Raw genomic sequence first — 23,103 nt, 5'->3', positions numbered from 1 at the left:
CACCACGGCGGGAACTAACTTTAATAATTAACCAATGATAACTTTAAACATCAACTCTTTAGTAGGGAAACTTGTTGTAGAAGTTCCTTCTTTTGACGGTAATAATCATTCAGAGGAATATTCAAAATTTTTAGAGAAACTCTCGAGTGAGGTTCGGGAATCTGTCCTATCAGCAATTCTAGATGCCCTACATAATGCCGCTTTAACTCTTGATAAAGATTGTCCTTGTAATAATCAAAAAAGGGAATCCCATTAAAACTAGAATTAGCAAATACCCTAAAAGACTCCTCTAAAGCATTTTTAAACAGCACATTTAAATTACTATCAAAGTTAAAGGATTCTTTCAGCCATTGCGAAAAATCAATACTATCCATACAACTATATTTTTTAAGTGAGATTACAAATATAGTAAAACTCCCGCCACGGCATTGCGTGGTTTCGACACCACGGCGGGAACAATTAACCTAAACAAACACAATTGGTCATGTATCAATTTATCAATAACAAAATATCTATACCCGCAAGGCTCATTTACAAAGAATGGCAGTTGGTCGATTATGAAAATTATAAAAAAATGTGTGTGCGTGGCAAATTAGTCCGCACCCTCGAAGGTCGAGGCGAAGGTCGTGAGGCCTATGTATCGGCAGAGGATTTACCCGTGCATCGTGGGGTTGATTTTAAAGAGGTCTGCATCCAGCAATTGGGCAAATTCCCCACGGAGGTAACCAATAAGCTCGCCTATCAACTGGAGCAATTAATGGAACGGGATAAAGAGGCGATTAGTTTTTTTGCCAAACATAAAAAACCCAATGGCGATAATTTGAGCATCGAAAAACAAGTACAGCTTTACAACTCAGCCATGATTTTAAATGCCATTCAAAAGCTCTTTAAAACCACTAATGCCCGAGTCAACTCCACCAAGATATGGCAAAATTTGAGCGATGCACTCAAAGCCTTACAGGACAAACTCGATTTTAAACTGCCTTTAAACGGGCGGTTGCTCAAAAAGAAATATTTAGCCTACGTTCCTAGACAATATGAAATACTGGTCCATAAAGGCGAAGGACACGTGAACTCAGTCAAAATAACCCCTGAGGTGGGCGATTGGCTCATCGCTATGTATGCCCTACCCATTAAGTACGATATACCTGCCTTGCACAAGTTACACGAGCAGGTACGCAGTGAAAAGGGATGGAAAGCCGTAACCCACCAAGCCATTTACAACTATTTATACGAGCCTGTAAATATGCGCAAGTGGATTATTAACCGCGACGGAACGGAAGAGTATCGCAAGATTTTTGGTCATAAACTAAAAATGAACAAAACCGACAATTTCCCGAATGCTTACTGGATGATTGACGGGACTAAAATTGACTTAATGTATTTAGAAGAAGGTAATCGTCGCGCACGCCTCACGGTAGACGCAGTAGTCGATTATTATTCGGAAAAAATTATAGGCTACGCCTTTGTAGAAGGCGCAGAAAACATGCACACGCACTTTGAAAGTATTGAAATGGGAATACAAACCGCTGGATGCCGTCCGTACCTGATTACCTACGATCGTCAAACAGGACACAAATCGGCACGAATGCAGGAACTATACTCGGATATAGTGGCACGTGAGGGCGGTACGCACTACCCACACAAGGCACGAGCGCACTCGAATCCTATCGAGCAGTTGTTTAACCGCTTCCAGCAGGACGAATTGGGTAAATGGTGGTTTTCGGACAAACAAAGCATTAAGACGCGAATGACCAAAAACCAAGTGAATGCGGAATTTATTCTTGAGAATGAGAAAAAACTCCCTACCAAGCAAGAAGCGATTAAGGCGTTTCTTATATCGGTTCAAAATTGGAACAACGCCCAGCATCCTAAGCTTGGATGCACCCGTAACGAAGCCTACCAGCACGAAATGCCACTGCGTGAAGAAATTGGTTTCTTAGATATGGCTAACCTATTGTGGTTAGAAGAAACCAAACCAATTACCTACCGTGGTGCAGGATTACGCATGAAGATAGGCAAACAAGAACACTGGTTTGAGGTGTATGATGAAAACGATGCGGTGGATTTAGAGTTTAGATACAAGTATCTAAACACCAAATTCCGCATTCGCTACCACCCGAAGTACTTAAACGATTATGTACAACTGGTTAAGGTAAATGAGGATAAAACCAAAACGGTAGTGGCTTGTGCCAAACCAAAACGAGAGCATAACATTATTCCAGTGGTGGCTACCGAAGGCGCAAAAGAAGCGTGGTACAGGGATCAAGAGGTAAAACGTCTGGAAGAAGAAAGGGATAAACTAGCTTATCAGGAAATAGCCAAACGTACAGGGATAACCAATGAGCAAATGATGGCTGACCAAGCCCTAACGCTAAAATTTGGAGGCAGTGCCAATAAAATTGAAAGAGCAAAAGCAGAACAATATTCAGGATTTGATTTTTAAAATAACACAACCATGACAAACGATCAAAAAGCACAAATAACTACCGAAATCAGACGCTTAGTGGCGATGACTTCGGGCGAAAAAATAGCCAAAAAAGCAGGCGTTTCAGGGGCTACCATTTCGCAAATGCTCAATAACAATTGGGAATTGATAAACGACAAAATGTGGCGTAAGGTAAAAATCAAACTAAAAATTGATTTAGACTGGAACATAGCCCCAACTACTAACACCCTTGAAATTATGCACATGCTCAAAGAGGCACAGGCTCGTGGAGAAAGCTTCGCTATATCGGACAAAGCGGGTTTTGGCAAAAGCGAAACCTACAAGCATTATGCCCGAACCAACCCCGAGGTGGTGTATGTGGAGTGCAAAACCTATTGGAACACTAAAACCTATATTAAAGCCATTGCCAACGCTTGCGGATTGAATGATTTAGGCACAACCGAGGAGCTGGTGGAACGTGTGGTAAACTACCTCGCTGGATTAGACACCCCGCTGGTAATCATTGACCAGATTGATAAGCTAAAGGATGGTGCTTGGGACTTCTTTATTGACTTTTATAATGACCTGGGTGATAACTGTGCTTTTTGCCTTTCAGGTGTTCCTGCCTTTGAAAAAAGGTTGTTACGAGGGGTGAGCCGTGACCGCTCAGGCTACTTTGAAGTATGGAGCCGCATTGGTTGCCGTTTTTTCAAACTAAAAGATATTACCCCCACTGATGTAGCCGAAATATGCAAAGCCAATGGGTTAACCGATGCCGTGCTAATTGAAATGATATACGACAAATGCAATAACGATTTACGCCGCGTAAGAAAAGATATTAAAAATTATTACAACCGTTTAAAAAATGCAAGCTAACAACCTACAAGCTAAAGAAAAAATAAGAATACCCAGTGCCACTAAGCCCAAAGCACTGATACAAAAAAAGTTCTCTGAAATTCTGATAGAATCCCCAAAATGGAAAGCGCACTTAGGCAATCCCGAAAAGCCCAAACCAGCCACCAAAACCAAGAACAATCCCAATGTAAAGATAACCAAAACAGGTTGGTTTGTCTTTGGCGATTCAGGACACGGCAAAACGACCTATATGCTCATGATGGCAAAGGAATTGGCTAAAAAATATAAGGTGCATTACAACACGCTGGAGGAAGGTGACAAAAAGAGTTTTCAAACGGCACTGATTCGAGCGGGTTTAAATGACTCGAAAAACTTTCAGTTTGCCCAAGAAAACTTAGAAGAGTTAAGCACCCGACTAAGGCAAAAGAAACAACCTAAAATCGTGTTTATCGATTCGGTGCAGTACTTCTTCAGAGGCAAGCAGTTTAGCCAATATGAAAAGTTTATTGAAGAGTTTAACGATACACTTTTTATATGGGTATCGGGAGCGGTTGGAAAAATCCCAAAGGGCAAGTTAGCCGATGATATACGCTACGATTGTGACATTGTGAACTACATAAAAGATTTTAGAGCTGAGATAAGAAAAAACCGATTTGAAGCCACCGCCCCTTTTGTTATTTGGGAAGAAGGTTACAATCAACGAATGTTAGAACTATGAAAAAAGTAATTGAGTTATTAGACCTAAGTACCCCCGATTATGAAACACTGCTTTTTGAAACCTACTTCAATTGGTGTACTGATTTTTGCAGTAATTATCAGGACGATTTGCAAAGTTTAGTCGCTAACAGGGCTTTAAATAAATACTTCCTTCAGGAGTATAACAAGCTTGAAGAAGAGTTCCTACAACTAGCCTCACGCTATGAAAACAATATAAACATCACCTCGGTGCATTACCGTGAGTTGTACGCCGATTGTACGGTGAAAATTTTTAACCGATTTAGTAAAGTATTAATCAAAAAAGCAAAACAAAACACAATTACCAACTATGAACGCAACTAAAACATGGCTTGAAACAAAAATTACCGAATTGAACCACTGGTTACAAGCCGCCCCAAACAAACACCCTGAGTATGCCCAAAAGGAACAAAACAGAAACTACTACGTGCGCAAGCTCATTGAATTAGAAGAGTACGAACTAGAATATATAGAAGTATAAAATAGAAGCAACAATTGATTTATTAACTGAGTAATTATAAATAAAATGGCTGCATTAAAAGCAAAATTAGAAGATTTAACACCCGAAGAAAGAAGGGCTTTAATTGAAGAAGCAAAGGAACTGGATAAAAAAGAAAAGGCTGAAAAATCAGAAAACACCAAAGTGTTAAAAGAATTGTCAGAACTATTTGTAAACCAAAACATCGATAACCTTGTTTCACAACATAAAAAAGTAGAGGACTTCATTGCACTACTTTTCAAAGATTATCAAGTGATCAAAGAATTAAAGGCACAAGTTTACGGCTTGAAGATTAACAATCAAGACAGCCACACCAGCACCCTTGCCGATGGTTCTGCATCTATTACTATAGGCTACAATGTTACCATAGGTTTTGACGGCACTGAAAGCGTAGGGGTTGAAAAAATTAAAAGTTTCATTAACTCATTAGCCTCTGAGGATGAAAATGTGAAGAAACTAAGTAAAATGGTAAACACCTTTTTAAAACCCAATGCTAAAACAGGCATGTTAAACCCTGTGAAAATTATTGAGTTGAGCAAACTTAGGGATGACTTTAACTCAGAAGAGTTTAACGAAGGGATTGAAATTATTTTTCAAGCACAACAAAGAAGGCAAAATAGCATGTATGTAAGTGGTTGGAAATTTATAGAAACGGAACAAGGTACTAACAAAAAATTAGAATTCCGTTTTACTGTATGATAACTATAACCCCCATCACCGATCACGAAGTGTATAAAGTGAACGGTAAAGAAATTTTTAAAAACAGTTACGGCAATTGGTTTGCCCCCGTAGAACTCACCACCCAAGAGCGCAAAGCCTTTGAGATTTACAAAACCAACGTAATTGAAAACAAGAACTTCAAAAAACATACTAGGGCAACCTATAAGAGTTGATTTTTTTGGTTGATTGGTCTCCCGAGCATGATGGTTCTTGCAGGTTCGAATCCTGCCTCGGGAACAAAATTAAAAAGCATAAAGATGAAAGCAATAGTAACAGCAACAATAGAACAATTATTAAGTATAGGTATTCCTTTTGATGCAATCGGTAATAACGACTTTAGACCGGGTGTTGAAGTGACAATTGTCAACAATAATATCTATAAACATCCACAATTCGGTGCAATAGCAGAGGTCGAGTATCTGTATAAAAACCTTAATTATCAAATCCCTACTAAATGGTTAAAATTAAAGAATAATGACAACAACTAAAACCCCAACACAGTACGACCCCAACGGCACCATAACCCCGTTTCAAATTAAAAGGATTCGTCAGCTATGCAACTTTAGCGAAGATGAAAAAAACAAAATCCTCATGGAGTTTACCCAGGGCGCAACCAGCTCATTGAAAAACCTGACACAAAACCAAGCGGTAGCTCTAATAAAGCAATTATCAGGCAATGAAAGCGTGAACGAACCACCAGTGGAAAACTGGGCAGTATTCAATAAAAAGAGCCGTCAACACATTTACATTTTATCGCTACTACTCCAGTTAAACTGGAAAGTTAGTTGCGATAAATACGGATCCAAAGCCGATTTGGTTCGGTTATCCAACTGGTTAAAGAGTGACAAATCGCCCGTTAAAAAGCCATTGCAAAAAATGAATCCAGAAGAAACCAGCAAAATTATTTATGCACTGGAAAGCATGGTTACCAAAAGTTATTAAATGCGAAAATGTAAATATAATGCTAATCAATATTGTGCTAGCACTACCTACTGCGATAATTACCGTTGTAGTCCTATGGATGAAAATCAGTGCAAGCACACACACACCCATTTAGTAGTACTGGACGTAACCCCATCGTGCGAAACCACAGCTTTAAAATGTGCCAGTTGTGGAAAAGTAGTAAGTGAACCCAAAAAAGACTGCAGATGAAAAAACCATTATTATTAAAAGAAGAATTAACCGAATTGGGGTTTACTATAAAAGGAACTTTCCCCCTTGAAGATGGTGATTATTATACTTGGTTTTGTTTAAAAAAAAACGACTCCGAAATTCATATAACCTATGAATATAATCGAAAAGCAGAACTAACAAGCTACTCGGTAGAATTTAACACAGAAACCCTAAAAGGAAGAAACTTAACCAAAGAAGATATAATCCTGCTAATTGAAATAATGTGATGAAAATCGAATTAAAAATAAACGCCGACACGGTTTTAGCCGTAAACGAGTTGCTTAAAAACGTCTACCAAATGGAGCGCACTATTGATAAACGCCAGCAGGTGTACCGCTCCATAGGTTTTGATCTAGCCGACAAATTTGATACCAAGGCTAAGGAGCTGGTGAAAAAGTCAACTTTGTTTGATGCTAAGAAAAAGCACAAAATAAGTTTGAAGTTTCACGAAGCTTGGGCACTCGAAGCCATCTTGTACGAGTTACTACACACCACCGAAAACGAATATTATAAAGTACTAGTGGCAAAAGTAATCAGCCACCTAAACGAAAAAACAGCATGAGACTGGGACACAAAAACAACAAACCTCCAAAAGACACTACCATTTTTGACGAAATGAGTTTAGCCCGAAAGAAAGCCTTAGAAATAGCCAAAACAAGAGTTGAAGTGAAACCTATAAAATATTTATTAAAGAGATGAGTGAACAGTTAATAAAAACCTATACCGTCAAAATGCAATCAGGCGATATTTGGATTTTTAAATACAATTTAAAAGGCATTTTAATAGACTTTAAAGCAGTCGACGGCGAACTCACCGAAAAGCAAATCGACTTCTTGTACCTTAAAGGCAATTACCCTTTTAAAGAAAGCCATATAAAAGAATGGTTTTTAAAATACAAACAAGTACATATTGAAATTGGCGAACCAAATATTCATTTCGAAGTTTTTTGGAAATTATACCCAAAAAACGAACTATCAAAAAAGAAACTAGCCCTAGAACGCTGGAACAAACTCAAAGAAGGCGAAAAAATCAAACTACTCATGAACTTACCCGAGTACAAAAAGTTGAAAGCCAAAGAAGGGACAAACTTTCCTTATGCGGAGGTGTTTATAAACCAACGATGGTGGGATAAATGAGAAAGTTGAATTATAAAGCGTTGAAACTAAAATTTTGGTTTCGTTTATTCGCAATGCTAGACGTACTGTTTGCCGAACGCTTTGAATTGACAACGTGGAATAAGCAAGAGGAACGAACCTCAAAAACCAAGTTTTCAAAATCTGAAATTGATAACGCCAACTATTTATAATTAACATTAGAATAAAACAAATGATCTCAAAAGAAATACACATTTTAGAAAAGAAACTAGCCTTTATTAATGGTTTTATGATAGGTGGTATAGTTTCCAGTATAATAGCATCCATTATATTGATTTGGATTTAAAAAGAGCGCATTTTTGCGCTCTTTGTGTTTGTAATCAAAGGGTTATTTTATTATTTTTGTGCTAATAGCTTAAAAAAACTTTATATTTGGTTTTAATAATTATAACGTTATACAATTGCATTCGAAAGTCAAATTACAACGCCGATGGTTATTTAGACGGCATAGACGTGGTAAGGCAGGATTACAAGGAGTTATTTGCAAAGTACAAGGATTGCCCTAACGTAGTGTTTCTTGTCGATCCACCTTATTTATCCACCGATGTAAGCACGTATAAAGGGTATTGGAAGTTGGTCGATTACCTGAATGTACTGAATGTATTGAAAAACTCAAATTATTTTTATTTCACCTCAAACAAAAGCCAAATTATAGAGCTTTGCGAGTGGTTAGAAACACAGTCGGCGACTTTAAATCCAATTTTTGGGGCTAAAATAGAGTGTGTACAAGGTAAAGCAATGTATAAGACTAAATACACTGATATGATGATTTACAAGCAGGTTTCATAAAGCAATTATCCCCCTTTAACGCGATATTAAAGTGGGATAATTTGTATTTTTGCACACGCACGAAAAAATATTTTTTTGTACATTTCAATTTAAAAAAGTGTACATTTCAATTTTGCGATTATACAAATTTACAACAAATAATTTTAGCCATAATTATTCTATTATCATGTGGTTGTAAGGTTCTTTTTTCTCGAAGTTGCTCATGTTGATCACAGGTAGTATATGAGCTAGTAATTCAGGATCTGCATTTTTTAAATTTTGTTTTGTGGGTTCGGCAGTTTGTCCGCTTTTAAGAATAGTTATGCAGTCTTTTCCTCCAATAGGGCAGGTGGCTTTGCTTTCTTTTGTAAGAGGATGACCTTTAGAGGAACCGTAGGTTACTTTTTTATAATAATGATGCCATTCAGTAACACTTGCGTTACAAGGGTTGTTGTTTGTTTTTTTGCAAGAGCCAAAGGTGTTTTTTTCAAAAGTAGCGCCTATGTCTTTATGAGTGGCTACTAATTTGCTTTTGCCTTCATGATCGTTGAGATAGTATTTGTTTTGAGTCAAAACTTTTAGAGTATCAGGAGTTGTACCAAAATTGCATTTGCACAAGGCTCCTTGTACTAACATTTCTTGTAGTGCCATGGTTTAGTTTGTTTGTTTGTTTGTTAAAAATAATCAATTATTTGATAAGTTAAATGTTTTTAATCGGTATTTACTGTGTTTTTTATGTTTTATAAAAGAAGGAAAATACAAAAAAGCGCGCATATTTTTTAATATCTGAATAGTATTCATTACGTATGTTTTAATCTAATCAGATTGTGCGTTAGGCTTTGTGATGAAGATAAAAAGACCAAAGAAGGTAAAAAGGGACTGAAATTTTTTACCACAATTATAGTTTTACTATATTGAGGTGCAAAAAGGAGTATTTTTTAGATTCAAAGTCATTTTTTATATCTGTAACAAATTTCTAACGAGTAATTTGGGTTCAAGGAAAAATTATTTCCAAAAATCCCAAAATCCTTTTTTATTTTTTTTCTCTTTGTATATTCTGTATTGTTCTTCTTCAAAAATGATCCATTCTTGACGAGTATAATTTTTTCCTTGATAAGTCTTATAAATTTCGGTGTCTTCTGCTTCGTTTTCATCTACTAAAAAAGGACTTTTGAAGGATAGGGGCGTTTTTTTATTATTTTGAGTTTCTTGTTGATACTGCGTAAATTGAATCCGCTGTATGTGCGTTTCCATTCCGTCAGCATTTTTTGAATAAATTTCAAAATAAGCTCTTGTATGTACTGTAAAAAGATGGTACACATCTAAATGAAAATATACATTAAGCCTCATATAAACTTTATTTTCTAAAATAGATGCCTTTTTTTTAAAGGTTGAAATAAAATAGGGGTGTGCGAGTATCTCATCTGATTCAAAATGAATTTCTACACCATGATAATCCGTAATTTTAGTATGTATTCTTTGTTTTCCGCTGAATTGTATAGGATGTTCGTAAGGAACAACAGGAAGAAATAGAAAGGTTTGTACCGTATGCTCTTCTCCATAATCAATGTATTTAGGATGAAATAACAGACTCCAGAGCCAATCATTTGTCATACTTTTTTCAAAAACTCTTCTATTTTCAAGATTTTTTTCAAAAGCCTCGTAAAAAGATTGCATAATTTTAGACGTATATTTTTGAGTAGCCTTTGCTTTATTTCTATACCATCGGCCGTTTACAATCTGATTAAAATTACTAATTCCCAAACAAGCTCCCGTTTCATCCATTCTTACCTGAAGAGGATAAATAGTGTTGCATAGCTCGTCGGCTATCATTTCATTGATGAAATCAGGTTCATGCTGGTTAAACCAAATATTTTTTTTGTATAGATCTAATAAACAAAAGTCAGTGTTATTACGAGTAATAATAATTTCAGTAGCATAATCCATCTGTTTGGTAGGAGAAGTGTTTTCCTCATCAAAATATTTTAGAGATACCACATACTTCCGAGGTTTTATACCTCCTAAATTCATTTGGAGCACGTTATTATTTAAAGTGATCGTATTTTGCATGGCAATTGTATTTTATAAATATTAAGATATACGGTATTGAAATATAACAAAAAAGATAATTTAAATTTAATGCGATTTTTAATTTAATATTTTGTAAAATAAATAAACTTATTTGTTGAATAAAACAAATTTTTAGAAGTTGTGTCGTTTAAACTTTGAAATTTCCTCATAACAATTTTTTTTAACCTTGAGACTGTCCAAAAAGCTCGCAATCTTGTCATTTCGACCAAAGGGAGAAATCACATAATATTGATTATCAAACTCCTCCTTACGTAGTGACAAACCGCATGTTGATTTAGGCACTGTCCTACAAAAGCAATAAAAATTAGTGTGGGTTCTCGATGCGCTGCGCGCTCGAACTAGCGATGATTTTAATCATATAATCAATCGTTTATTTAAGTTGTTTTAAAATAAAAAAAACATATCGAGAATTTTACTTTTTAATCCAGTATATTTTAAGTTTAAATGGTATAAACTTAGGACATGTTTGATTTAAATAAAAATTAGGAGAGGAAAAGAGTTGCTTGATGAGGTTTAAAATAGAGAGGATGTCTGAAAAGTTAATACACAACATCTAGATTGTCACCTTTACAAGAAGAGAAGACATATTTTAGTGTTATCTGATTTTGCTTCGTCTATTCATTTGGTTCGAGCCACTTTGATTGAAATGACAAGATTGAGCTCTTTTCGGACAGCCTCTATAAAATGTATTATAGATAAAAATGATTTTCAATCTACAATAAATCGGTATTCTTTTACTCTTATTATAAAGTCTAATGCTTAATAAGAACTTAATTAAGGTTTACTTTTTATTATCATTAGACTTTCATTCTTTTTATAGATTAGAAGAAACGGTGCTGTATTTTTTTTGAATTACTTGTGCGTGGTGTATATTATGTCCAACGACCATAAAACCTAATGATCGAGCAGTCAAGATAATTGGGTTTGTGACTCCTTTGAAATCTAACATTTCTTCTGTCATATTTTTATATAGACTAATGGTAGCATTTCTTACGTTTATATATTCTTCTCGTAAATCACTTAATTTATAATTTACTGATTTGAGATTTTGGATGTATTTGTTTTGATCAAAGCCTGTTAATTCTGTAGCATCAAATCGGGAAAAGCGCAATGCCCTATAGGTAAGTATTCTTTCAGCATCTATGATATGAAGAAGGACTTCCTTTGTAGTCCATTTATCTGGAGCATAAGAAAAATTTTCTATTTCAGGAGTTATGCTATCTATTAAGGCAAGGGTAAAATTTTTACTTTTCTCTAATTCTTCCACTAAATGATCGGATTCTATAAGATCAAAAAAAGAATGAAAATAAGCAGGTGCGTTTTCGTAAATAAACGGATTGTTCATAATATGATTTTAGTTTTAAAGATTATTTAAATGATAAGGTTAAAAAAAGAGGATCAGCATTCTTAAAAGTAGGCGGCTGTTCAATGATGGAAGCTACTCTTTTCTTGTTTATTTTCATAGTTATGTCAGCTTCGCTTGTAAATAATAAAAGGGACATAAAAGGTTTTTGAATATAAGGAATCGTTTCGTTTTCTAGTTCCGTTAGGTCAACTATTTTTTCAATTTCTTGAAGACCTTCTTTGTATATTTTGTGTGTAATCAATAGTTTTAATTGGTTTTCAACTAAAGTAACTTTGATGTATATGTTTTGTAGTTCGGGTTTTCCAATGGTTTTGGCTAAAGTTAGTTTGGCAAAGGTTTTGTTCGCAATGCTTTCTTTTACCAAGTTTAAAAAAAGAGTATAAGTTTCATTATATGGCATCATGATTTGAGATTTTGAAAATTATAGAGATATAGATTTTTTAAAACAAGCCTCTACAATAATAGGCCTCTTTATTAAAAATAAAAATTATTTAGTAAAGATAATTAATCGGTTTATAATATCGAAATCCGAAAAGCCAAAGGATTGTGCAATCCAACGAATTGTTTCTTTTTGATACATAAACACGTGAGTCGTATCGTTTTTATAATACCATTTGTTAAAATCTATAGAAGGATCATATAAATGGGGCATACAATATAGTTTTCCTTTTGGAATTAAAAGATGATGTAGTAATTCAAATTCTTTAGCAGGATGATGAAAATGTTCGATGACTTCACAACAAGCAATATAATCGTAGGTTTTGGCTAATACCTCTGGATAAGGATGGAAAAACGGGTCGTAGGAAACGATAGCATAGCCATTATCATTAAGGACTTTACTAACCGCTGAACCTGTTCCTGCGCCAAAATCCAAGCCCGAATGTGAGGGACTAAAATCATGTAAAATACCTTGGGTAATTGGGGAAACAAAATGAAGATAACCCGCATCGGTCACATCGTTATTGTGAAAACGATAGTGTTTTTCTTCGTCATGTGCGGTCATATACTGCTCAGGATGCAGAAGAATGGCTTGACAGGTGGTGCATTGAAAATAGTCACGGTTTTTAATTTGATGGAAAGGTTGGGTGTGAGCGTTGCAAAGCGGACAGTTGAGGTGCATGTGTAAACTATTGTATTTGTTGCAATATAATAAAATACGTTTTAAAGTTAGAGTTTTTTAGTTTTCAAAAGTTGCGTTTAATAATTGCATCCTGTATTAAATGTTAGAATATATAGTTTTATCAATCGTAATAACCAAAAATCCCTAACTACAACTGTAATTAGGGATTTTATATTTATTAATGCTGTCAACTGAAGCACTGAACAGTGACCACTGCAAACTAATTTAGTTCTGAACTAAAACCCATTCACCCGAAGCTAATAAATGCTCCGCTTTCTTGAATTTCATGGTTTCTGTTTGACCACTCAAGATGTGTTTGATGGTTACTTCGTCATTACGGTTAATTTTAGGTTGATCACGAACAATGGTTTCAGTAACTGTATTTTTTTGAGGAGCATTTACGTTTTGTATTGCTTCACGGTGACGTTCAGCTTGCTCTTCCATATTTAATACTTCTTCTTTGCTTTCTATATAATGATCTTGGTGTAATTCTTCTACGGCTTCTTGTATTTGTGTATTTTGTTTTGGTAAATCCGCTTTAAATAAGAATGAAATAACCTCTTTGTTGATTCCTTCTAACATATTTTTAAATAAGTTAAAAGATTCAAATTTGTAAATCAATAACGGGTCTTTTTGTTCGTGTACAGCTAATTGTACCGATTGTTTCAACTCGTCCATTTTGCGTAAATGTTTTTTCCAAGCCTCGTCCACAATTGCTAACGTGATGCTTTTTTCGAAATCAGCAATTAATTGTTTTCCTTGTGAATCGTATGCTTTTTTCAAATCCGTTACTACATTCATTCCTTTGATACCATCCGTAAACGGAACGACGATACGCTCGAAATGATTTTCAGGATCTTCAAATACATTTCGTATGATAGGGTAGGCCTCGTTTGCATCGCGACTATTTTTATTTTGGTAATATTCGCTAGCTGATTTGTAAAGAAGACCTGTTATTTTAGCGTCGTTTAAACTGGCAAATTCCGTTTCTGAAACAGGTGATGTAATGGATAAATAACGAATTAATTCGAATTCGAAATTTTTGAAATCTTTCGTCAATTTATTTTTCTCCACAATATTGTCACACACATCGTAAATCATGTTGGCAATATCTAGTTTCAAACGCTCTCCGTGTAAGGCATGACGACGACGTTTGTACACTACCTCACGTTGTGCATTCATAACATCATCATATTCTAACAAACGTTTACGAACGCCAAAATTGTTTTCTTCTACTTTTTTCTGTGCTCTTTCAATAGATTTGGTCATCATTGAATGTTGAATGACTTCACCTTCTTTTAAGCCCATTCTGTCCATGATTTTTGCTACACGATCAGAACCGAATAAACGCATTAGGTTATCTTCTAATGATACGTAGAATTGAGAACTACCCACATCTCCCTGACGACCTGCACGACCGCGTAACTGACGGTCTACACGACGTGAGTCATGACGTTCAGTACCTATGATAGCTAAACCTCCCGCTGCTTTTACTTCATCACTTAGTTTAATATCAGTACCACGACCCGCCATGTTGGTAGCAATGGTTACTACGCCTGGTTTACCCGCTTCTGCTACAATTTGTGCTTCTTGTTTGTGCATTTTAGCATTTAATACATTGTGCTGAATACCTTTCATTTTAAGCATACGGCTTAATAATTCAGATATTTCAACAGAAGTAGTACCAATTAGTACAGGACGACCTTGGGCTACTAATTCTTGTACATCATTTGCCACGGCATTAAACTTTTCGCGAACAGAACGATAAATTAAGTCTTCTTTGTCTAGACGAGCAATGGGTCTATTGGTAGGAATTTCAACTACGTCTAATTTGTAAATTTCCCAAAATTCGCCTGCTTCTGTAACTGCTGTACCCGTCATACCGCCTAATTTATTATACATACGGAAGTAGTTTTGTAGGGTAACGGTAGCGTAGGTTTGTGTAGCTTCTTTAATACGAACGTTTTCTTTTGCTTCAATGGCTTGATGTAATCCATCTGAATAACGACGACCGTCCATGATACGACCTGTTTGTTCGTCTACGATTAGAATTTCACCATCCATGATAACATATTCTGTATCTTTTTCGAATAAAGTATATGCTTTTAATAATTGGGTTAAGGTATGGATACGTTCACTTTTTACTGAAAAATCAGCAAATAACGCTTCTTTTTTTTCTGCTTCTTCTTCTTTGGAAAGATTGGCTTTTTCTATAATTGCAATTTCGGTTCCTATATCCGGTAATACGAAGAATTTATCATCAGTATTTTTAGATAATTCTTTAATACCTCCTTCTGTTAGTTCAACTTGGTTGTTTTTTTCTTCAATAACAAAGTATAATGCTTCATCTACTTGAGGCATTTTACGGTTGTTATCCGCCATGTATTCATTTTCTGTTTTTTGAAGTAATTGTTTGGTTCCTTCTTCTGATAAGAATTTAATTAAGGCTTTGTTTTTAGGTAAAGCACGATGTGCTCTCAATAAGTTAAATCCAGCTTCTTTAGTATTACCTTCTTTAAAAAGACGTTTTGCTTCTGCTAAAAAGCCGTTTGCTAGTTGACGTTGGATAGCAACTAGATTGTCAATAAAAGGTTTTAACTCGTTAAATTCGTGACGGTCTCCATCTACCACTTGACCAGAAATGATGAGAGGAGTACGGGCATCGTCTATTAAAACAGAGTCTACCTCATCTACAATAGCAAAATTATGTTTGCGTTGTACTAAATCATCAGGCGTATGCGCCATGTTATCACGTAAGTAATCAAAACCAAATTCGTTATTGGTACCATACGTAATATCCGCTTCATAAGCTTTACGACGCGCTTCGGTATTGGGTTGATGATTATCAATACAATCTACGGTTAATCCATGAAATTCAAATAACGGTGCTTTCCAGGTACTATCACGTTTTGCTAAATAATCGTTAACAGTTACGAGGTGAACACCATTCCCTGTTAAAGCATTTAAGTATAATGGAAGTGTTGCTACTAACGTTTTACCTTCACCTGTTTGCATTTCGGCAATTTTTCCTTGATGTAACACCACACCACCAATCATCTGTACATCGTAGTGAATCATGTCCCAAGTAACGGTTTTACCTGCTGCTTCCCAAGAGTTAGCCCACAGAGCATCATCTCCCTCAATGGTAACATAGGTCTTATTAGCAGATAATTCGTGGTCTTTTGGAGTTGCTTTTACACGAATTTGAGTGTTTTCTTTAAAACGACGCGCAGTTTCTCTTACAACAGCAAAGGCTTCTGCTAAGATGTCGTTTAACACCTTTTCAGAAAGTTCATAAGCTTCTTTTTCTAATTTATCAATTTCAGTATAAACATCTTCTCTAGCATCTATATCTTGAATGTTTTCTACTTCGGACTTTAATTGAATAATTTTAGTGTCTTTTTCAGCACGAGCTTGTTTGATTTTTTCTTTAAATTCAAAAGTTTTAGCGCGCAATTCATCATTTGTTAATGAACTTAATGGTCCCTCAAAAGATCTAATTTTATTAATTATGGGCTGAATGGCTTTGATGTCTTTCTGTGACTTATCGCCCACAAAAACTTTTAATATGTTGTTAATGAAACTCATACGTTTTGTTTTAAAATGTCTGTAAAAATACCAAAAAAAAAGCCTCTTAAGAGACTTTTTTAGTAGGTTTATGCTTAATACTCATCCTCGTTCCAAAGATAATCTTCGTCTGATGGATAATCTGGCCAAATTTCTTCCATTGATTCATAAATCTCGCCTTCGTCTTCTATTGATTGTAGGTTTTCTACCACTTCTAATGGAGCACCAGTTCTAATAGCGTAGTCGATTAATTCGTCTTTAGTAGCAGGCCATGGAGCATCGCTTAAATATGATGCTAATTCTAAAGTCCAATACATCTCTGTAAAATTTTAATTTGTGCAAATATAATTTTTCTACTCAAAAAATCAAGTTTTTTTGATTTATTTTCAGTTGATTTTAAGAACATATAGATTGATAATTTTAGATTTTAGGCATTTCATTTTATAGGAATGATTGCAAATGATCTTTAGAAAATCAACCTGAAATAACTTATAAAAGAGCTTGTTTAGGATTTAATTTTAGAAGATAAAAAATAATCTAAAGTTATTTCCTCGGTATCCAAGGCACTTCGTTAGCGTGCAAGTCTAATGACAACTTTCGTGCCAACACAAAAAGGTAGTCAGAAAGTCGGTTCAAATACTTTAAAACGAGTTCATCGGTGGGTTCTTCCTCGTGCAAATGGGTGGCTAAACGCTCGGCACGACGGCAAACACAGCGTGCAATGTGACAATATGACACCGTGGTGTGTCCGCCAGGTAGGACAAAGTGTGTCATAGGGGGCAAATCGGTTTCCATTTTGTCAATCTCATTCTCGAGGTATTCAATATCTGTTTCGGTCAAGCCTAAATTTTGTAAACGCTTTTGACCATTTTTTAGTACTTCTTTTTCAGGAGGGGTGGCTAAAATAGCACCAAGGGTAAACAAACGGTCTTGTACTTCAATGAGTACGGCTTTGTACAACGGATTCATTGCTTGGTCGCGAATCAGTCCGATGTAGGAATTTAATTCGTCAACAGTGCCGTAGCTTTCAATGCGGATATGATGTTTGGGAACGCGAGTCCCTCCAAATAGGGCAGTGGTTCCTTTATCTCCAGTTTTTGTGTATACTTTCATTTTTGTGGGAAGGTTATTAGTTTAAAAGTTTAGAGGTTTAAAAGTTTAAAAGTTTTGTTGTGCTAAGTGTTCTTTGTGTGCTTCGTGAAATTCTTTGTGAACTTTGCGGTTAAATTTTATAAATTCAAAAGTATAAAAATGAAATTAAAATAACTTGCAAGGTTTTGTTTTTGGTTTCCATTTTCAAAAATAAAGTTCTTTTTTTTGCGAACGTTATGCGTTTCTTTATTTCAATTGTATTAAAAACAAAAAAGACCACTCTTTCGAAATGGTCTTTTTAAAAATATTTTTTTTGAAGTTTTTAGTATCCAAAAAGTTCTTCTAACGAAATCTTTTTCACCTCACCTAACTTTTTCATGTCCTCTAAAGAAACTTTTTTCTCTGAAGCTACAATAGCATAAGTATAAGGTTTACCTGCTAAATGTGTGTTGTGGAAATTCTTCACATCTTGCATGGTAATAGCATCTACCGCAGTGTAGATTTTCTTTCTAGCATCGGTTGTTTCGCCCAATTGCTTGTTGGCTAAATACGTAAAAATAATATTGTCTTGCGTGATGCGCTCGGTTTGAATGTCTTTTTTAACGCCTGTTTTTGCTAAATCTAAATTAACAGGTAATTCAGGCATTTTAGTCAATAACTCATTCATAGCCGTTGTTGCTTCATTGAATTTATCGGCTTGACTCCCCACATAACTCATCATATAGTATTGTTGGTCTTTCTTTTGTGGTGCTACATAATACCCGTAAGTGCTATAGGCTAAAGCTTTACTTTCACGAATGGTTTGGAAAACGATTGACCCCATACCGCCTCCAAAATAGCTATTAAATACATTTACGATTGGCGTTTTGTTAGCGTCATACGTTTCAGTGTTTCTAATCCAACGGGTTTCTGCTTGTACCATGTCGTAATCAGTAAATAAAACTTGGTTTGCCGTTTGTGCCACTTGTTTGAATTCTTTCATTGCAGGAGCCGTAGCAAAAGTTGCAGGTACAGTATGCATTGTTTTTAATTTACCTACTACAGCTGGTAAAGGTTGTGGACCGTAGTAAATTACGGTTTGTTCATAGGTATTCAAATTCTTAATGCGGTCTACCAATTCTTGTGCGGTAATTGCTTCAAGGTCTTTGTCAGAAAGGGTATTGTTGAATTTGTTTTTTGCACCGTACATAGCATAACTGGTCAACCCTTGTAAAATAGCCCCTTTGTTTGCTTTAGCATCTTTTCGTGATTTGGCAATACGTGCTTTTAATGCTTTCAAGGCATTGTCATCGGCTTTAATGCCTGCTATCACGTCTTCGTACAATTTAACTGCTTTTTCAAAGTTTTCTTGTAAACCTTCAATAGCTACTGTAGTATATTCTTCGTTCGTACTCACACTGAAACTACAAGCAATTTTGTAAAATTCTTTAGAAATTTGCTCAGCCGTCATTTTATCCGTTCCTAAAAACTGGATGTATTGCGAGGCAATAGATTGTTTCAAATCGTTTAATGAACCGATTTTGTAACGGTATTTTAAACGGAAAATGTCGTTGTCTTTATTAGCAACGTACAATACTTCTGCTTTGCCAATTTTTGATTTTTGAATGTCTTTGTCAAAATCTAAAAACACAGGTTGTGCTGAAGTACTAGGCATAGCATTGACCATTTTAACAAAATCCGATTGTTTGTCCGCATTGGTTTCAACAGGTGTAATAGAAGGTTTTTCGATTTTGTTGCTTATAGGAGCTTCTCCTTTGCGTTTTAAAATAGCCACATAGTTTTCACCTAAATATTTATTAGCAAAAGCAACGATATCTTCTTTTTTTATTTTTGACAAATCATTTACATAAGCTACTTGGTCTCTCCAGTCTAATTCAGAAGTAAAAGCATCCATTAAAGTATTGGCTCTTTCCCCGTATTTTTCAGTTTCGTAAATTTTTGATTTTTTGATGTTATTGATGATAGATGGAATCAAGTTGTCATCAAAATTTCCTTTTTTCAAGTTTTCAATTTCAGCTAACACCAAAGTTTTAACTTCTTCTAAAGATTGTCCATTAGTAGGCGAAGCAGAGAAATACAAAATTCCGTAATCGATTAACGAATAGGTGAAGGCACTAGCTCTTAACAAACGTTGTTTTTTAACCAAGTTTAAGTCTAATAAACCCGCTTTACCATTGGTTAAAATTTGACCTACTAAGTCCGCTAATAAAGCATCTTTGTCTTTATTGCCTGGCAAACGATAACCAAGAGTTAAGCTTTCTGCATCAGGTCCTACAATTTCTTTAACGATAGGAGCCGAGATAGGACTTTCGGGTTGGAAAGTATATTTAGCCACGGGTTTGTTTTGCATATACCCAAAAGCTTTGTCAATCTTAGCAATCATCATATCTGGGTTAAAATCACCAGAAAGTATGATACCCATATTATTAGGAACGTAAAATTTGTTGAAATAATTACGAATTTCTACTAATGATGGATTTTTTAAGTGTTCTACGGTACCGATGGTAGTTTGTAAACCATAATTGTGGTTTTTGAATAAACTAGCAAATAAAGTTTCAAAAACTTTACGACCATCGTTATCTAACGTACGGTTTTTTTCTTCGTAAACCGCTTCTAATTCGGTATGGAAAATACGTAAAACAGGATTGCGGAAACGTTCAGCCTGTACAGCTAAATATTTATCAATGGAACTGCTAGGTACATCATCTGTATACACCGTTTGTTCAAAAGAGGTAAATGCATTGGTGCCTTGCGCTCCCATAGCCGACATCATTTTGTCGTACTCATTAGCAATGGCATATTTACTAGCTACCCCAGAAACCGAATCGATTTTTTTGTAAATCGCTTTGCGTTGTGCTTCGTCTTTTGTTTTGTTGTATTGCTCGTAAAGGGCATCTATTTTGTTTAATTCTACTTGTTCTTTAGCCCAATCTAATGAACCGTATTTGTCCGTTCCTTTGAACAACATGTGCTCTAAGTAATGCGCTAAACCAGTATTGGTAGCGGGGTCAGTTTTGCTACCCGCTTTTACCGCTACATAACATTGAATGCGTGGGTCTTTATTGGTAGGACTCAAGATAACGGTTAAACCGTTTTTTAACGTATAAAAACGTGCTTTGGTTGGGTCGTTTGTTACATATTTGTAATTATAACCGTTGGCAGAGGCATCTTTCCATTGGTGTTGGCTTTGAGCCAAAGCGGCTGTTGAAAAAATAACAGCTGTTAAAACAAATTTAAGTTTGCGTAGCATTGTAAATCAAATTAATTTAAAAGTCAAAAATAATTGTTATCAATCTAAAATATGATAATTAAATGTTAATGCTTATTACTATTATCACTTTCGATTATTCCGTCTTTTAAGCGAATAATTCTATGAGCGTGTTGAGCAATATCTTCTTCGTGAGTAACGAGAATGACAGTATTTCCATTGGCATGAATTTCATCAAAAAGACGCATAATTTCAACCGAAGTTTTACTATCTAAGTTTCCAGTAGGTTCATCAGCAAGAATGATTGAAGGTTTGTTGACTAAGGCTCTTGCCACGGCCACACGCTGACGCTGACCTCCTGAAAGCTGATTAGGTTGGTGGTCCATACGGTCGCCTAAACCCACTTGTTTGAGAACTTCAGTAGCACGAAGGTTACGGTCGGTTTTTGAATACCCTGCGTAAATCATGGGTAGTGCTACATTGTCTAAAGCAGTTGTACGAGGCAATAAGTTAAACGTTTGAAATACGAAACCGATTTCCTTGTTACGGATTTCAGCCAGTTCGTCATCAATCATTTTAGAAACGTCCTTGCCGTTCAAAATATATTGTCCTGAGGTAGGAGTGTCCAGACAGCCTAAAAGATTCATTAGTGTTGATTTACCCGAACCCGAAGGTCCCATTAGGGCAACATATTCACCTTTATTGATTTGTAAATCAATGCCTTTTAAAACGTGGATAATTTCGCTGCCTAATTGAAAATCCCGTTTGATGTTTGATATTTTAATTAATGACTTATCCATTTTATGAATACTTTTTACATTAGTGTTTGAATATAAGATTATGTTACACTAAAATAGAGTTAAAAAAAAAGCTTAAGTTATTTTACTTAAGCTTTTTTTTTAACTCTATTTATAGGATTATTGCGCTACTTCAAAAGTTTGATTAACATTAGGAGCAACCTCTCTAACATTTAATGATTCGCCATTATTATTTAAAATCATAGTAACAAATTTCATTTTGTTTACATTTTTTACATTTTTTGGTAGAGGAATGTTTAATTTTTTAACTAGTAAAGTATTAGCCTTAATTTCTCCTAGTGCATCTCCGTATATGTTTGTTAAGCATTCTCTTAAAACATCATTATGAATAAAATCTTTTATTACAGAACCACCTCCATAAAAACTGGTGTAATTAGATTGGTTAAAAATTAAACCATCTTCCACAACATACACAACAAATTTAAGGTCATTATGATCTTTAGTAGATATAACTTTTATGTCTAAGTTTATATTTCCTGAGTCTACAATAGAGTTCATGGCAATTCCTAGATCAGCATTATCTTTAGTTAGATCTATTACTTGATTTATATAGCTGTTTTGAGGTGTTTTCCATTCAATTTTTCTATTAAGCATACCTGTAGGGAAACTTTTAATTACAGCAGGTAAAGATCCTGAGTAGCTATAAGGATCAAATCCACCTCCGCTTGATCCTCTATGTATTGCTACACTTACAACTTTGGTTGTGCTTTCTTTTACCTTTGTAATACTATAACTTACTCTAGGACACCATCCGCACCAAGCACCTGTATAATCCTCAATAAGAGCATTTTTTATAAATTTTGATGTAGTAGATGCTACTTCATTGTCAATATTTGTTTGGGATATAGGTTCACTCGTTGCGTTTTCTTTGCTACAAGATAACAGTAAAAACACACTAAGAGATGATAATATTTTTGAAAGTTTCATAATATTATTTTTAAGTTAATTGAAATAAATATTTGCGAAGATGATAAAAAAAAATACTTTAGCAAAAAAAAAATTAGTAAAAAAAATCTTATCGTATGTTTAAAGTACTTAAAAACCTGTTTTTTATTCTTATTATGAGTACGGCTATTGCTCAACAAAAAATGCCAGATGTTATATTAAAAGATCTAGAAAACAAAGATGTATCAGTTAAAAAAGATTTTATAGAGAAAGATAAATTGTATGTTTTTACCTTTTGGGCAACATGGTGTGGGCCTTGTATTAAAGAATTGGAAGAAATGAATGAAATTCAGGAAGAATGGAGACAAAATCTAAATTTTGAAATTGTAGCAGTTTCAATTGATGATTCAAGAACTCAAAAAAGAGTAAAACCATTAGTAAAAGGAAAAGAGTGGACATATAATGTTTTATTAGATACCAATCAAGATTTTAAAAGAGCTATGGGAGTAGTTAATCCTCCTTTTACAGTGGTTGTTAAAAATGAAAAAATTGTTTACACCCAAAATGGATATACACCAGGAAGTGAACAAGAATTATATAATAAATTAAAGACTTTGTAATCTT

At 35.0% G+C, this 23,103-nt stretch carries 26 protein-coding genes; 14 read left to right on the top strand and 12 right to left on the bottom strand.

The features are described from left to right. Positions 1–50: 50 nt before the first annotated feature. A complete protein-coding gene (locus AWN65_RS14905; protein WP_060382718.1) occupies positions 51–374 on the bottom strand; it encodes a hypothetical protein in 324 nt (107 codons plus the stop codon). Positions 375–484: 110 nt separating this feature from the next. Between AWN65_RS14905 and AWN65_RS08195 the strand changes: the two genes are divergently transcribed. The 13 genes from AWN65_RS08195 to AWN65_RS08145 all read left to right on the top strand — a co-directional run bounded on the left by AWN65_RS08195 (position 485) and on the right by AWN65_RS08145 (position 7,546). Continuing rightward, the gene (locus AWN65_RS08195) at positions 485–2,446 is read left to right on the top strand and encodes a hypothetical protein (RefSeq protein WP_060382717.1); all 1,962 of its coding nucleotides are present in this window, start codon (positions 485–487) and stop codon (positions 2,444–2,446) included. Positions 2,447–2,458: 12 nt separating this feature from the next. Further along, a complete protein-coding gene (locus AWN65_RS08190) occupies positions 2,459–3,304 on the top strand; it encodes an AAA family ATPase (RefSeq protein WP_060382716.1) in 846 nt (281 codons plus the stop codon). Then, positions 3,294–4,001: a P-loop NTPase family protein gene (locus AWN65_RS08185; protein WP_060382715.1), complete on the top strand. Its 708-nt coding sequence runs from the start codon at positions 3,294–3,296 to the stop codon at positions 3,999–4,001. Before AWN65_RS08190 ends, AWN65_RS08185 begins: the two co-directional genes overlap by 11 nt. Then, positions 3,998–4,342 (top strand): hypothetical protein, encoded by a 345-nt coding sequence (locus tag AWN65_RS08180; RefSeq protein WP_060382714.1) that lies wholly within the window; start codon positions 3,998–4,000, stop codon positions 4,340–4,342. The genes AWN65_RS08185 and AWN65_RS08180 overlap by 4 nt, the downstream gene beginning before the upstream one ends. Continuing rightward, positions 4,329–4,499 (top strand): hypothetical protein, encoded by a 171-nt coding sequence (locus AWN65_RS14900; protein WP_158447590.1) that lies wholly within the window; start codon positions 4,329–4,331, stop codon positions 4,497–4,499. The genes AWN65_RS08180 and AWN65_RS14900 overlap by 14 nt, the downstream gene beginning before the upstream one ends. A gap of 45 nt (positions 4,500–4,544) precedes the next feature. Then, a complete protein-coding gene (locus AWN65_RS08175; RefSeq protein ID WP_060382713.1) occupies positions 4,545–5,216 on the top strand; it encodes a DUF3164 family protein in 672 nt (223 codons plus the stop codon). Between the two features lie 278 nt (positions 5,217–5,494). Next, on the top strand, positions 5,495–5,725 hold the full coding sequence (locus AWN65_RS08165; protein WP_145902550.1) for a hypothetical protein: 231 nt from the start codon (positions 5,495–5,497) through the stop codon (positions 5,723–5,725). Beyond that, positions 5,712–6,179, top strand: coding sequence for a hypothetical protein (locus AWN65_RS08160; RefSeq protein WP_060382710.1), 468 nt, complete (start codon positions 5,712–5,714; stop codon positions 6,177–6,179). The genes AWN65_RS08165 and AWN65_RS08160 overlap by 14 nt, the downstream gene beginning before the upstream one ends. Beyond that, entirely contained in the window at positions 6,180–6,389 is a 210-nt protein-coding gene (locus tag AWN65_RS14780) for a hypothetical protein (RefSeq protein ID WP_145902549.1), read from the top strand. It abuts the gene before it with no gap. Beyond that, positions 6,386–6,637 carry a hypothetical protein gene (locus AWN65_RS08155; protein WP_060382709.1) on the top strand — a complete coding sequence of 84 codons (252 nt, stop codon included), beginning with the start codon at positions 6,386–6,388 and terminating at the stop codon, positions 6,635–6,637. The genes AWN65_RS14780 and AWN65_RS08155 overlap by 4 nt, the downstream gene beginning before the upstream one ends. Next, entirely contained in the window at positions 6,637–6,972 is a 336-nt protein-coding gene (locus AWN65_RS08150; protein WP_060382708.1) for a hypothetical protein, read from the top strand. Before AWN65_RS08155 ends, AWN65_RS08150 begins: the two co-directional genes overlap by 1 nt. Next, positions 6,969–7,109 (top strand): hypothetical protein, encoded by a 141-nt coding sequence (locus tag AWN65_RS14895; protein ID WP_158447588.1) that lies wholly within the window; start codon positions 6,969–6,971, stop codon positions 7,107–7,109. Before AWN65_RS08150 ends, AWN65_RS14895 begins: the two co-directional genes overlap by 4 nt. Further along, positions 7,106–7,546, top strand: a complete 441-nt coding sequence (locus tag AWN65_RS08145) for a hypothetical protein (protein ID WP_060382707.1) — start codon at positions 7,106–7,108, stop codon at positions 7,544–7,546. Before AWN65_RS14895 ends, AWN65_RS08145 begins: the two co-directional genes overlap by 4 nt. A 960-nt stretch (positions 7,547–8,506) precedes the next feature. Here the strand turns inward: AWN65_RS08145 and AWN65_RS08135 are convergent. The 11 genes from AWN65_RS08135 to AWN65_RS08085 form a co-directional block, all read right to left on the bottom strand. Beyond that, a complete protein-coding gene (locus AWN65_RS08135; RefSeq protein WP_060382705.1) occupies positions 8,507–8,983 on the bottom strand; it encodes a DUF4280 domain-containing protein in 477 nt (158 codons plus the stop codon). Between the two features lie 354 nt (positions 8,984–9,337). Further along, positions 9,338–10,402: a hypothetical protein gene (locus AWN65_RS08130; protein ID WP_060382704.1), complete on the bottom strand. Its 1,065-nt coding sequence runs from the start codon at positions 10,400–10,402 to the stop codon at positions 9,338–9,340. Between the two features lie 835 nt (positions 10,403–11,237). Further along, positions 11,238–11,768: a DinB family protein gene (locus AWN65_RS08125; RefSeq protein WP_060382703.1), complete on the bottom strand. Its 531-nt coding sequence runs from the start codon at positions 11,766–11,768 to the stop codon at positions 11,238–11,240. A gap of 22 nt (positions 11,769–11,790) precedes the next feature. Further along, complete coding sequence (locus AWN65_RS08120) at positions 11,791–12,192, bottom strand: hypothetical protein (RefSeq protein WP_088418859.1); 402 nt, start codon at positions 12,190–12,192, stop codon at positions 11,791–11,793. 84 nt (positions 12,193–12,276) lie between these two features. After that, positions 12,277–12,909 (bottom strand): class I SAM-dependent methyltransferase, encoded by a 633-nt coding sequence (locus AWN65_RS08115; RefSeq protein ID WP_060382702.1) that lies wholly within the window; start codon positions 12,907–12,909, stop codon positions 12,277–12,279. Between the two features lie 225 nt (positions 12,910–13,134). Then, the gene (gene secA, locus AWN65_RS08110; protein WP_060382701.1) at positions 13,135–16,497 is read right to left on the bottom strand and encodes a preprotein translocase subunit SecA; all 3,363 of its coding nucleotides are present in this window, start codon (positions 16,495–16,497) and stop codon (positions 13,135–13,137) included. A 74-nt stretch (positions 16,498–16,571) separates the two neighbouring features. Beyond that, positions 16,572–16,793 (bottom strand): DUF2795 domain-containing protein, encoded by a 222-nt coding sequence (locus AWN65_RS08105; protein ID WP_014166495.1) that lies wholly within the window; start codon positions 16,791–16,793, stop codon positions 16,572–16,574. Positions 16,794–17,019: 226 nt separating this feature from the next. Beyond that, entirely contained in the window at positions 17,020–17,589 is a 570-nt protein-coding gene (locus tag AWN65_RS08100; protein ID WP_060382700.1) for a cob(I)yrinic acid a,c-diamide adenosyltransferase, read from the bottom strand. A gap of 301 nt (positions 17,590–17,890) precedes the next feature. Further along, positions 17,891–20,818 carry a M16 family metallopeptidase gene (locus AWN65_RS08095; RefSeq protein ID WP_060382699.1) on the bottom strand — a complete coding sequence of 976 codons (2,928 nt, stop codon included), beginning with the start codon at positions 20,816–20,818 and terminating at the stop codon, positions 17,891–17,893. Positions 20,819–20,883: 65 nt separating this feature from the next. Next, complete coding sequence (locus AWN65_RS08090) at positions 20,884–21,576, bottom strand: ABC transporter ATP-binding protein (protein WP_060382698.1); 693 nt, start codon at positions 21,574–21,576, stop codon at positions 20,884–20,886. Between the two features lie 117 nt (positions 21,577–21,693). After that, positions 21,694–22,521 (bottom strand): Omp28-related outer membrane protein, encoded by an 828-nt coding sequence (locus AWN65_RS08085; RefSeq protein WP_060382697.1) that lies wholly within the window; start codon positions 22,519–22,521, stop codon positions 21,694–21,696. 95 nt (positions 22,522–22,616) lie between these two features. Here AWN65_RS08085 and AWN65_RS08080 point away from each other — a divergent pair, with 95 nt between their 5' ends. Next, on the top strand, positions 22,617–23,099 hold the full coding sequence (locus AWN65_RS08080; RefSeq protein WP_063743071.1) for a TlpA family protein disulfide reductase: 483 nt from the start codon (positions 22,617–22,619) through the stop codon (positions 23,097–23,099). Positions 23,100–23,103 lie beyond the last annotated feature (4 nt).

Source organism: Flavobacterium covae, from assembly GCF_001534645.1.
GTDB lineage: Bacteria > Bacteroidota > Bacteroidia > Flavobacteriales > Flavobacteriaceae > Flavobacterium > Flavobacterium covae.
Note: the sequence above shows the minus strand (reverse complement) of the source record. Positions and strands in the feature narration are given on the sequence as shown.

Bases quoted from the DNA above. Each gene is read 5' to 3' on its own strand.
- AWN65_RS08150 (WP_060382708.1), top strand. From the start codon at position 6,637: ATGAAAATCGAATTAAAAATAAACGCCGACACGGTTTTAGCCGTAAAC.
- AWN65_RS08120 (WP_088418859.1), bottom strand. From the start codon at position 12,192: ATGATGCCATATAATGAAACTTATACTCTTTTTTTAAACTTGGTAAAA.
- AWN65_RS08135 (WP_060382705.1), bottom strand. From the start codon at position 8,983: ATGGCACTACAAGAAATGTTAGTACAAGGAGCCTTGTGCAAATGCAAT.
- AWN65_RS14905 (WP_060382718.1), bottom strand. From the start codon at position 374: ATGGATAGTATTGATTTTTCGCAATGGCTGAAAGAATCCTTTAACTTT.
- AWN65_RS08155 (WP_060382709.1), top strand. From the start codon at position 6,386: ATGAAAAAACCATTATTATTAAAAGAAGAATTAACCGAATTGGGGTTT.
- AWN65_RS08145 (WP_060382707.1), top strand. From the start codon at position 7,106: ATGAGTGAACAGTTAATAAAAACCTATACCGTCAAAATGCAATCAGGC.
- AWN65_RS08105 (WP_014166495.1), bottom strand. From the start codon at position 16,793: ATGTATTGGACTTTAGAATTAGCATCATATTTAAGCGATGCTCCATGG.
- AWN65_RS08180 (WP_060382714.1), top strand. From the start codon at position 3,998: ATGAAAAAAGTAATTGAGTTATTAGACCTAAGTACCCCCGATTATGAA.
- AWN65_RS08160 (WP_060382710.1), top strand. From the start codon at position 5,712: ATGACAACAACTAAAACCCCAACACAGTACGACCCCAACGGCACCATA.
- AWN65_RS08195 (WP_060382717.1), top strand. From the start codon at position 485: ATGTATCAATTTATCAATAACAAAATATCTATACCCGCAAGGCTCATT.
- AWN65_RS08090 (WP_060382698.1), bottom strand. From the start codon at position 21,576: ATGGATAAGTCATTAATTAAAATATCAAACATCAAACGGGATTTTCAA.
- AWN65_RS08175 (WP_060382713.1), top strand. From the start codon at position 4,545: ATGGCTGCATTAAAAGCAAAATTAGAAGATTTAACACCCGAAGAAAGA.
- AWN65_RS08080 (WP_063743071.1), top strand. From the start codon at position 22,617: ATGTTTAAAGTACTTAAAAACCTGTTTTTTATTCTTATTATGAGTACG.
- AWN65_RS14900 (WP_158447590.1), top strand. From the start codon at position 4,329: ATGAACGCAACTAAAACATGGCTTGAAACAAAAATTACCGAATTGAAC.
- AWN65_RS08100 (WP_060382700.1), bottom strand. From the start codon at position 17,589: ATGAAAGTATACACAAAAACTGGAGATAAAGGAACCACTGCCCTATTT.
- AWN65_RS14780 (WP_145902549.1), top strand. From the start codon at position 6,180: ATGCGAAAATGTAAATATAATGCTAATCAATATTGTGCTAGCACTACC.
- AWN65_RS08085 (WP_060382697.1), bottom strand. From the start codon at position 22,521: ATGAAACTTTCAAAAATATTATCATCTCTTAGTGTGTTTTTACTGTTA.
- AWN65_RS08115 (WP_060382702.1), bottom strand. From the start codon at position 12,909: ATGCACCTCAACTGTCCGCTTTGCAACGCTCACACCCAACCTTTCCAT.
- AWN65_RS08125 (WP_060382703.1), bottom strand. From the start codon at position 11,768: ATGAACAATCCGTTTATTTACGAAAACGCACCTGCTTATTTTCATTCT.
- secA (WP_060382701.1), bottom strand. From the start codon at position 16,497: ATGAGTTTCATTAACAACATATTAAAAGTTTTTGTGGGCGATAAGTCA.
- AWN65_RS08095 (WP_060382699.1), bottom strand. From the start codon at position 20,818: ATGCTACGCAAACTTAAATTTGTTTTAACAGCTGTTATTTTTTCAACA.
- AWN65_RS08165 (WP_145902550.1), top strand. From the start codon at position 5,495: ATGAAAGCAATAGTAACAGCAACAATAGAACAATTATTAAGTATAGGT.
- AWN65_RS08130 (WP_060382704.1), bottom strand. From the start codon at position 10,402: ATGCAAAATACGATCACTTTAAATAATAACGTGCTCCAAATGAATTTA.
- AWN65_RS08185 (WP_060382715.1), top strand. From the start codon at position 3,294: ATGCAAGCTAACAACCTACAAGCTAAAGAAAAAATAAGAATACCCAGT.
- AWN65_RS14895 (WP_158447588.1), top strand. From the start codon at position 6,969: ATGAGACTGGGACACAAAAACAACAAACCTCCAAAAGACACTACCATT.
- AWN65_RS08190 (WP_060382716.1), top strand. From the start codon at position 2,459: ATGACAAACGATCAAAAAGCACAAATAACTACCGAAATCAGACGCTTA.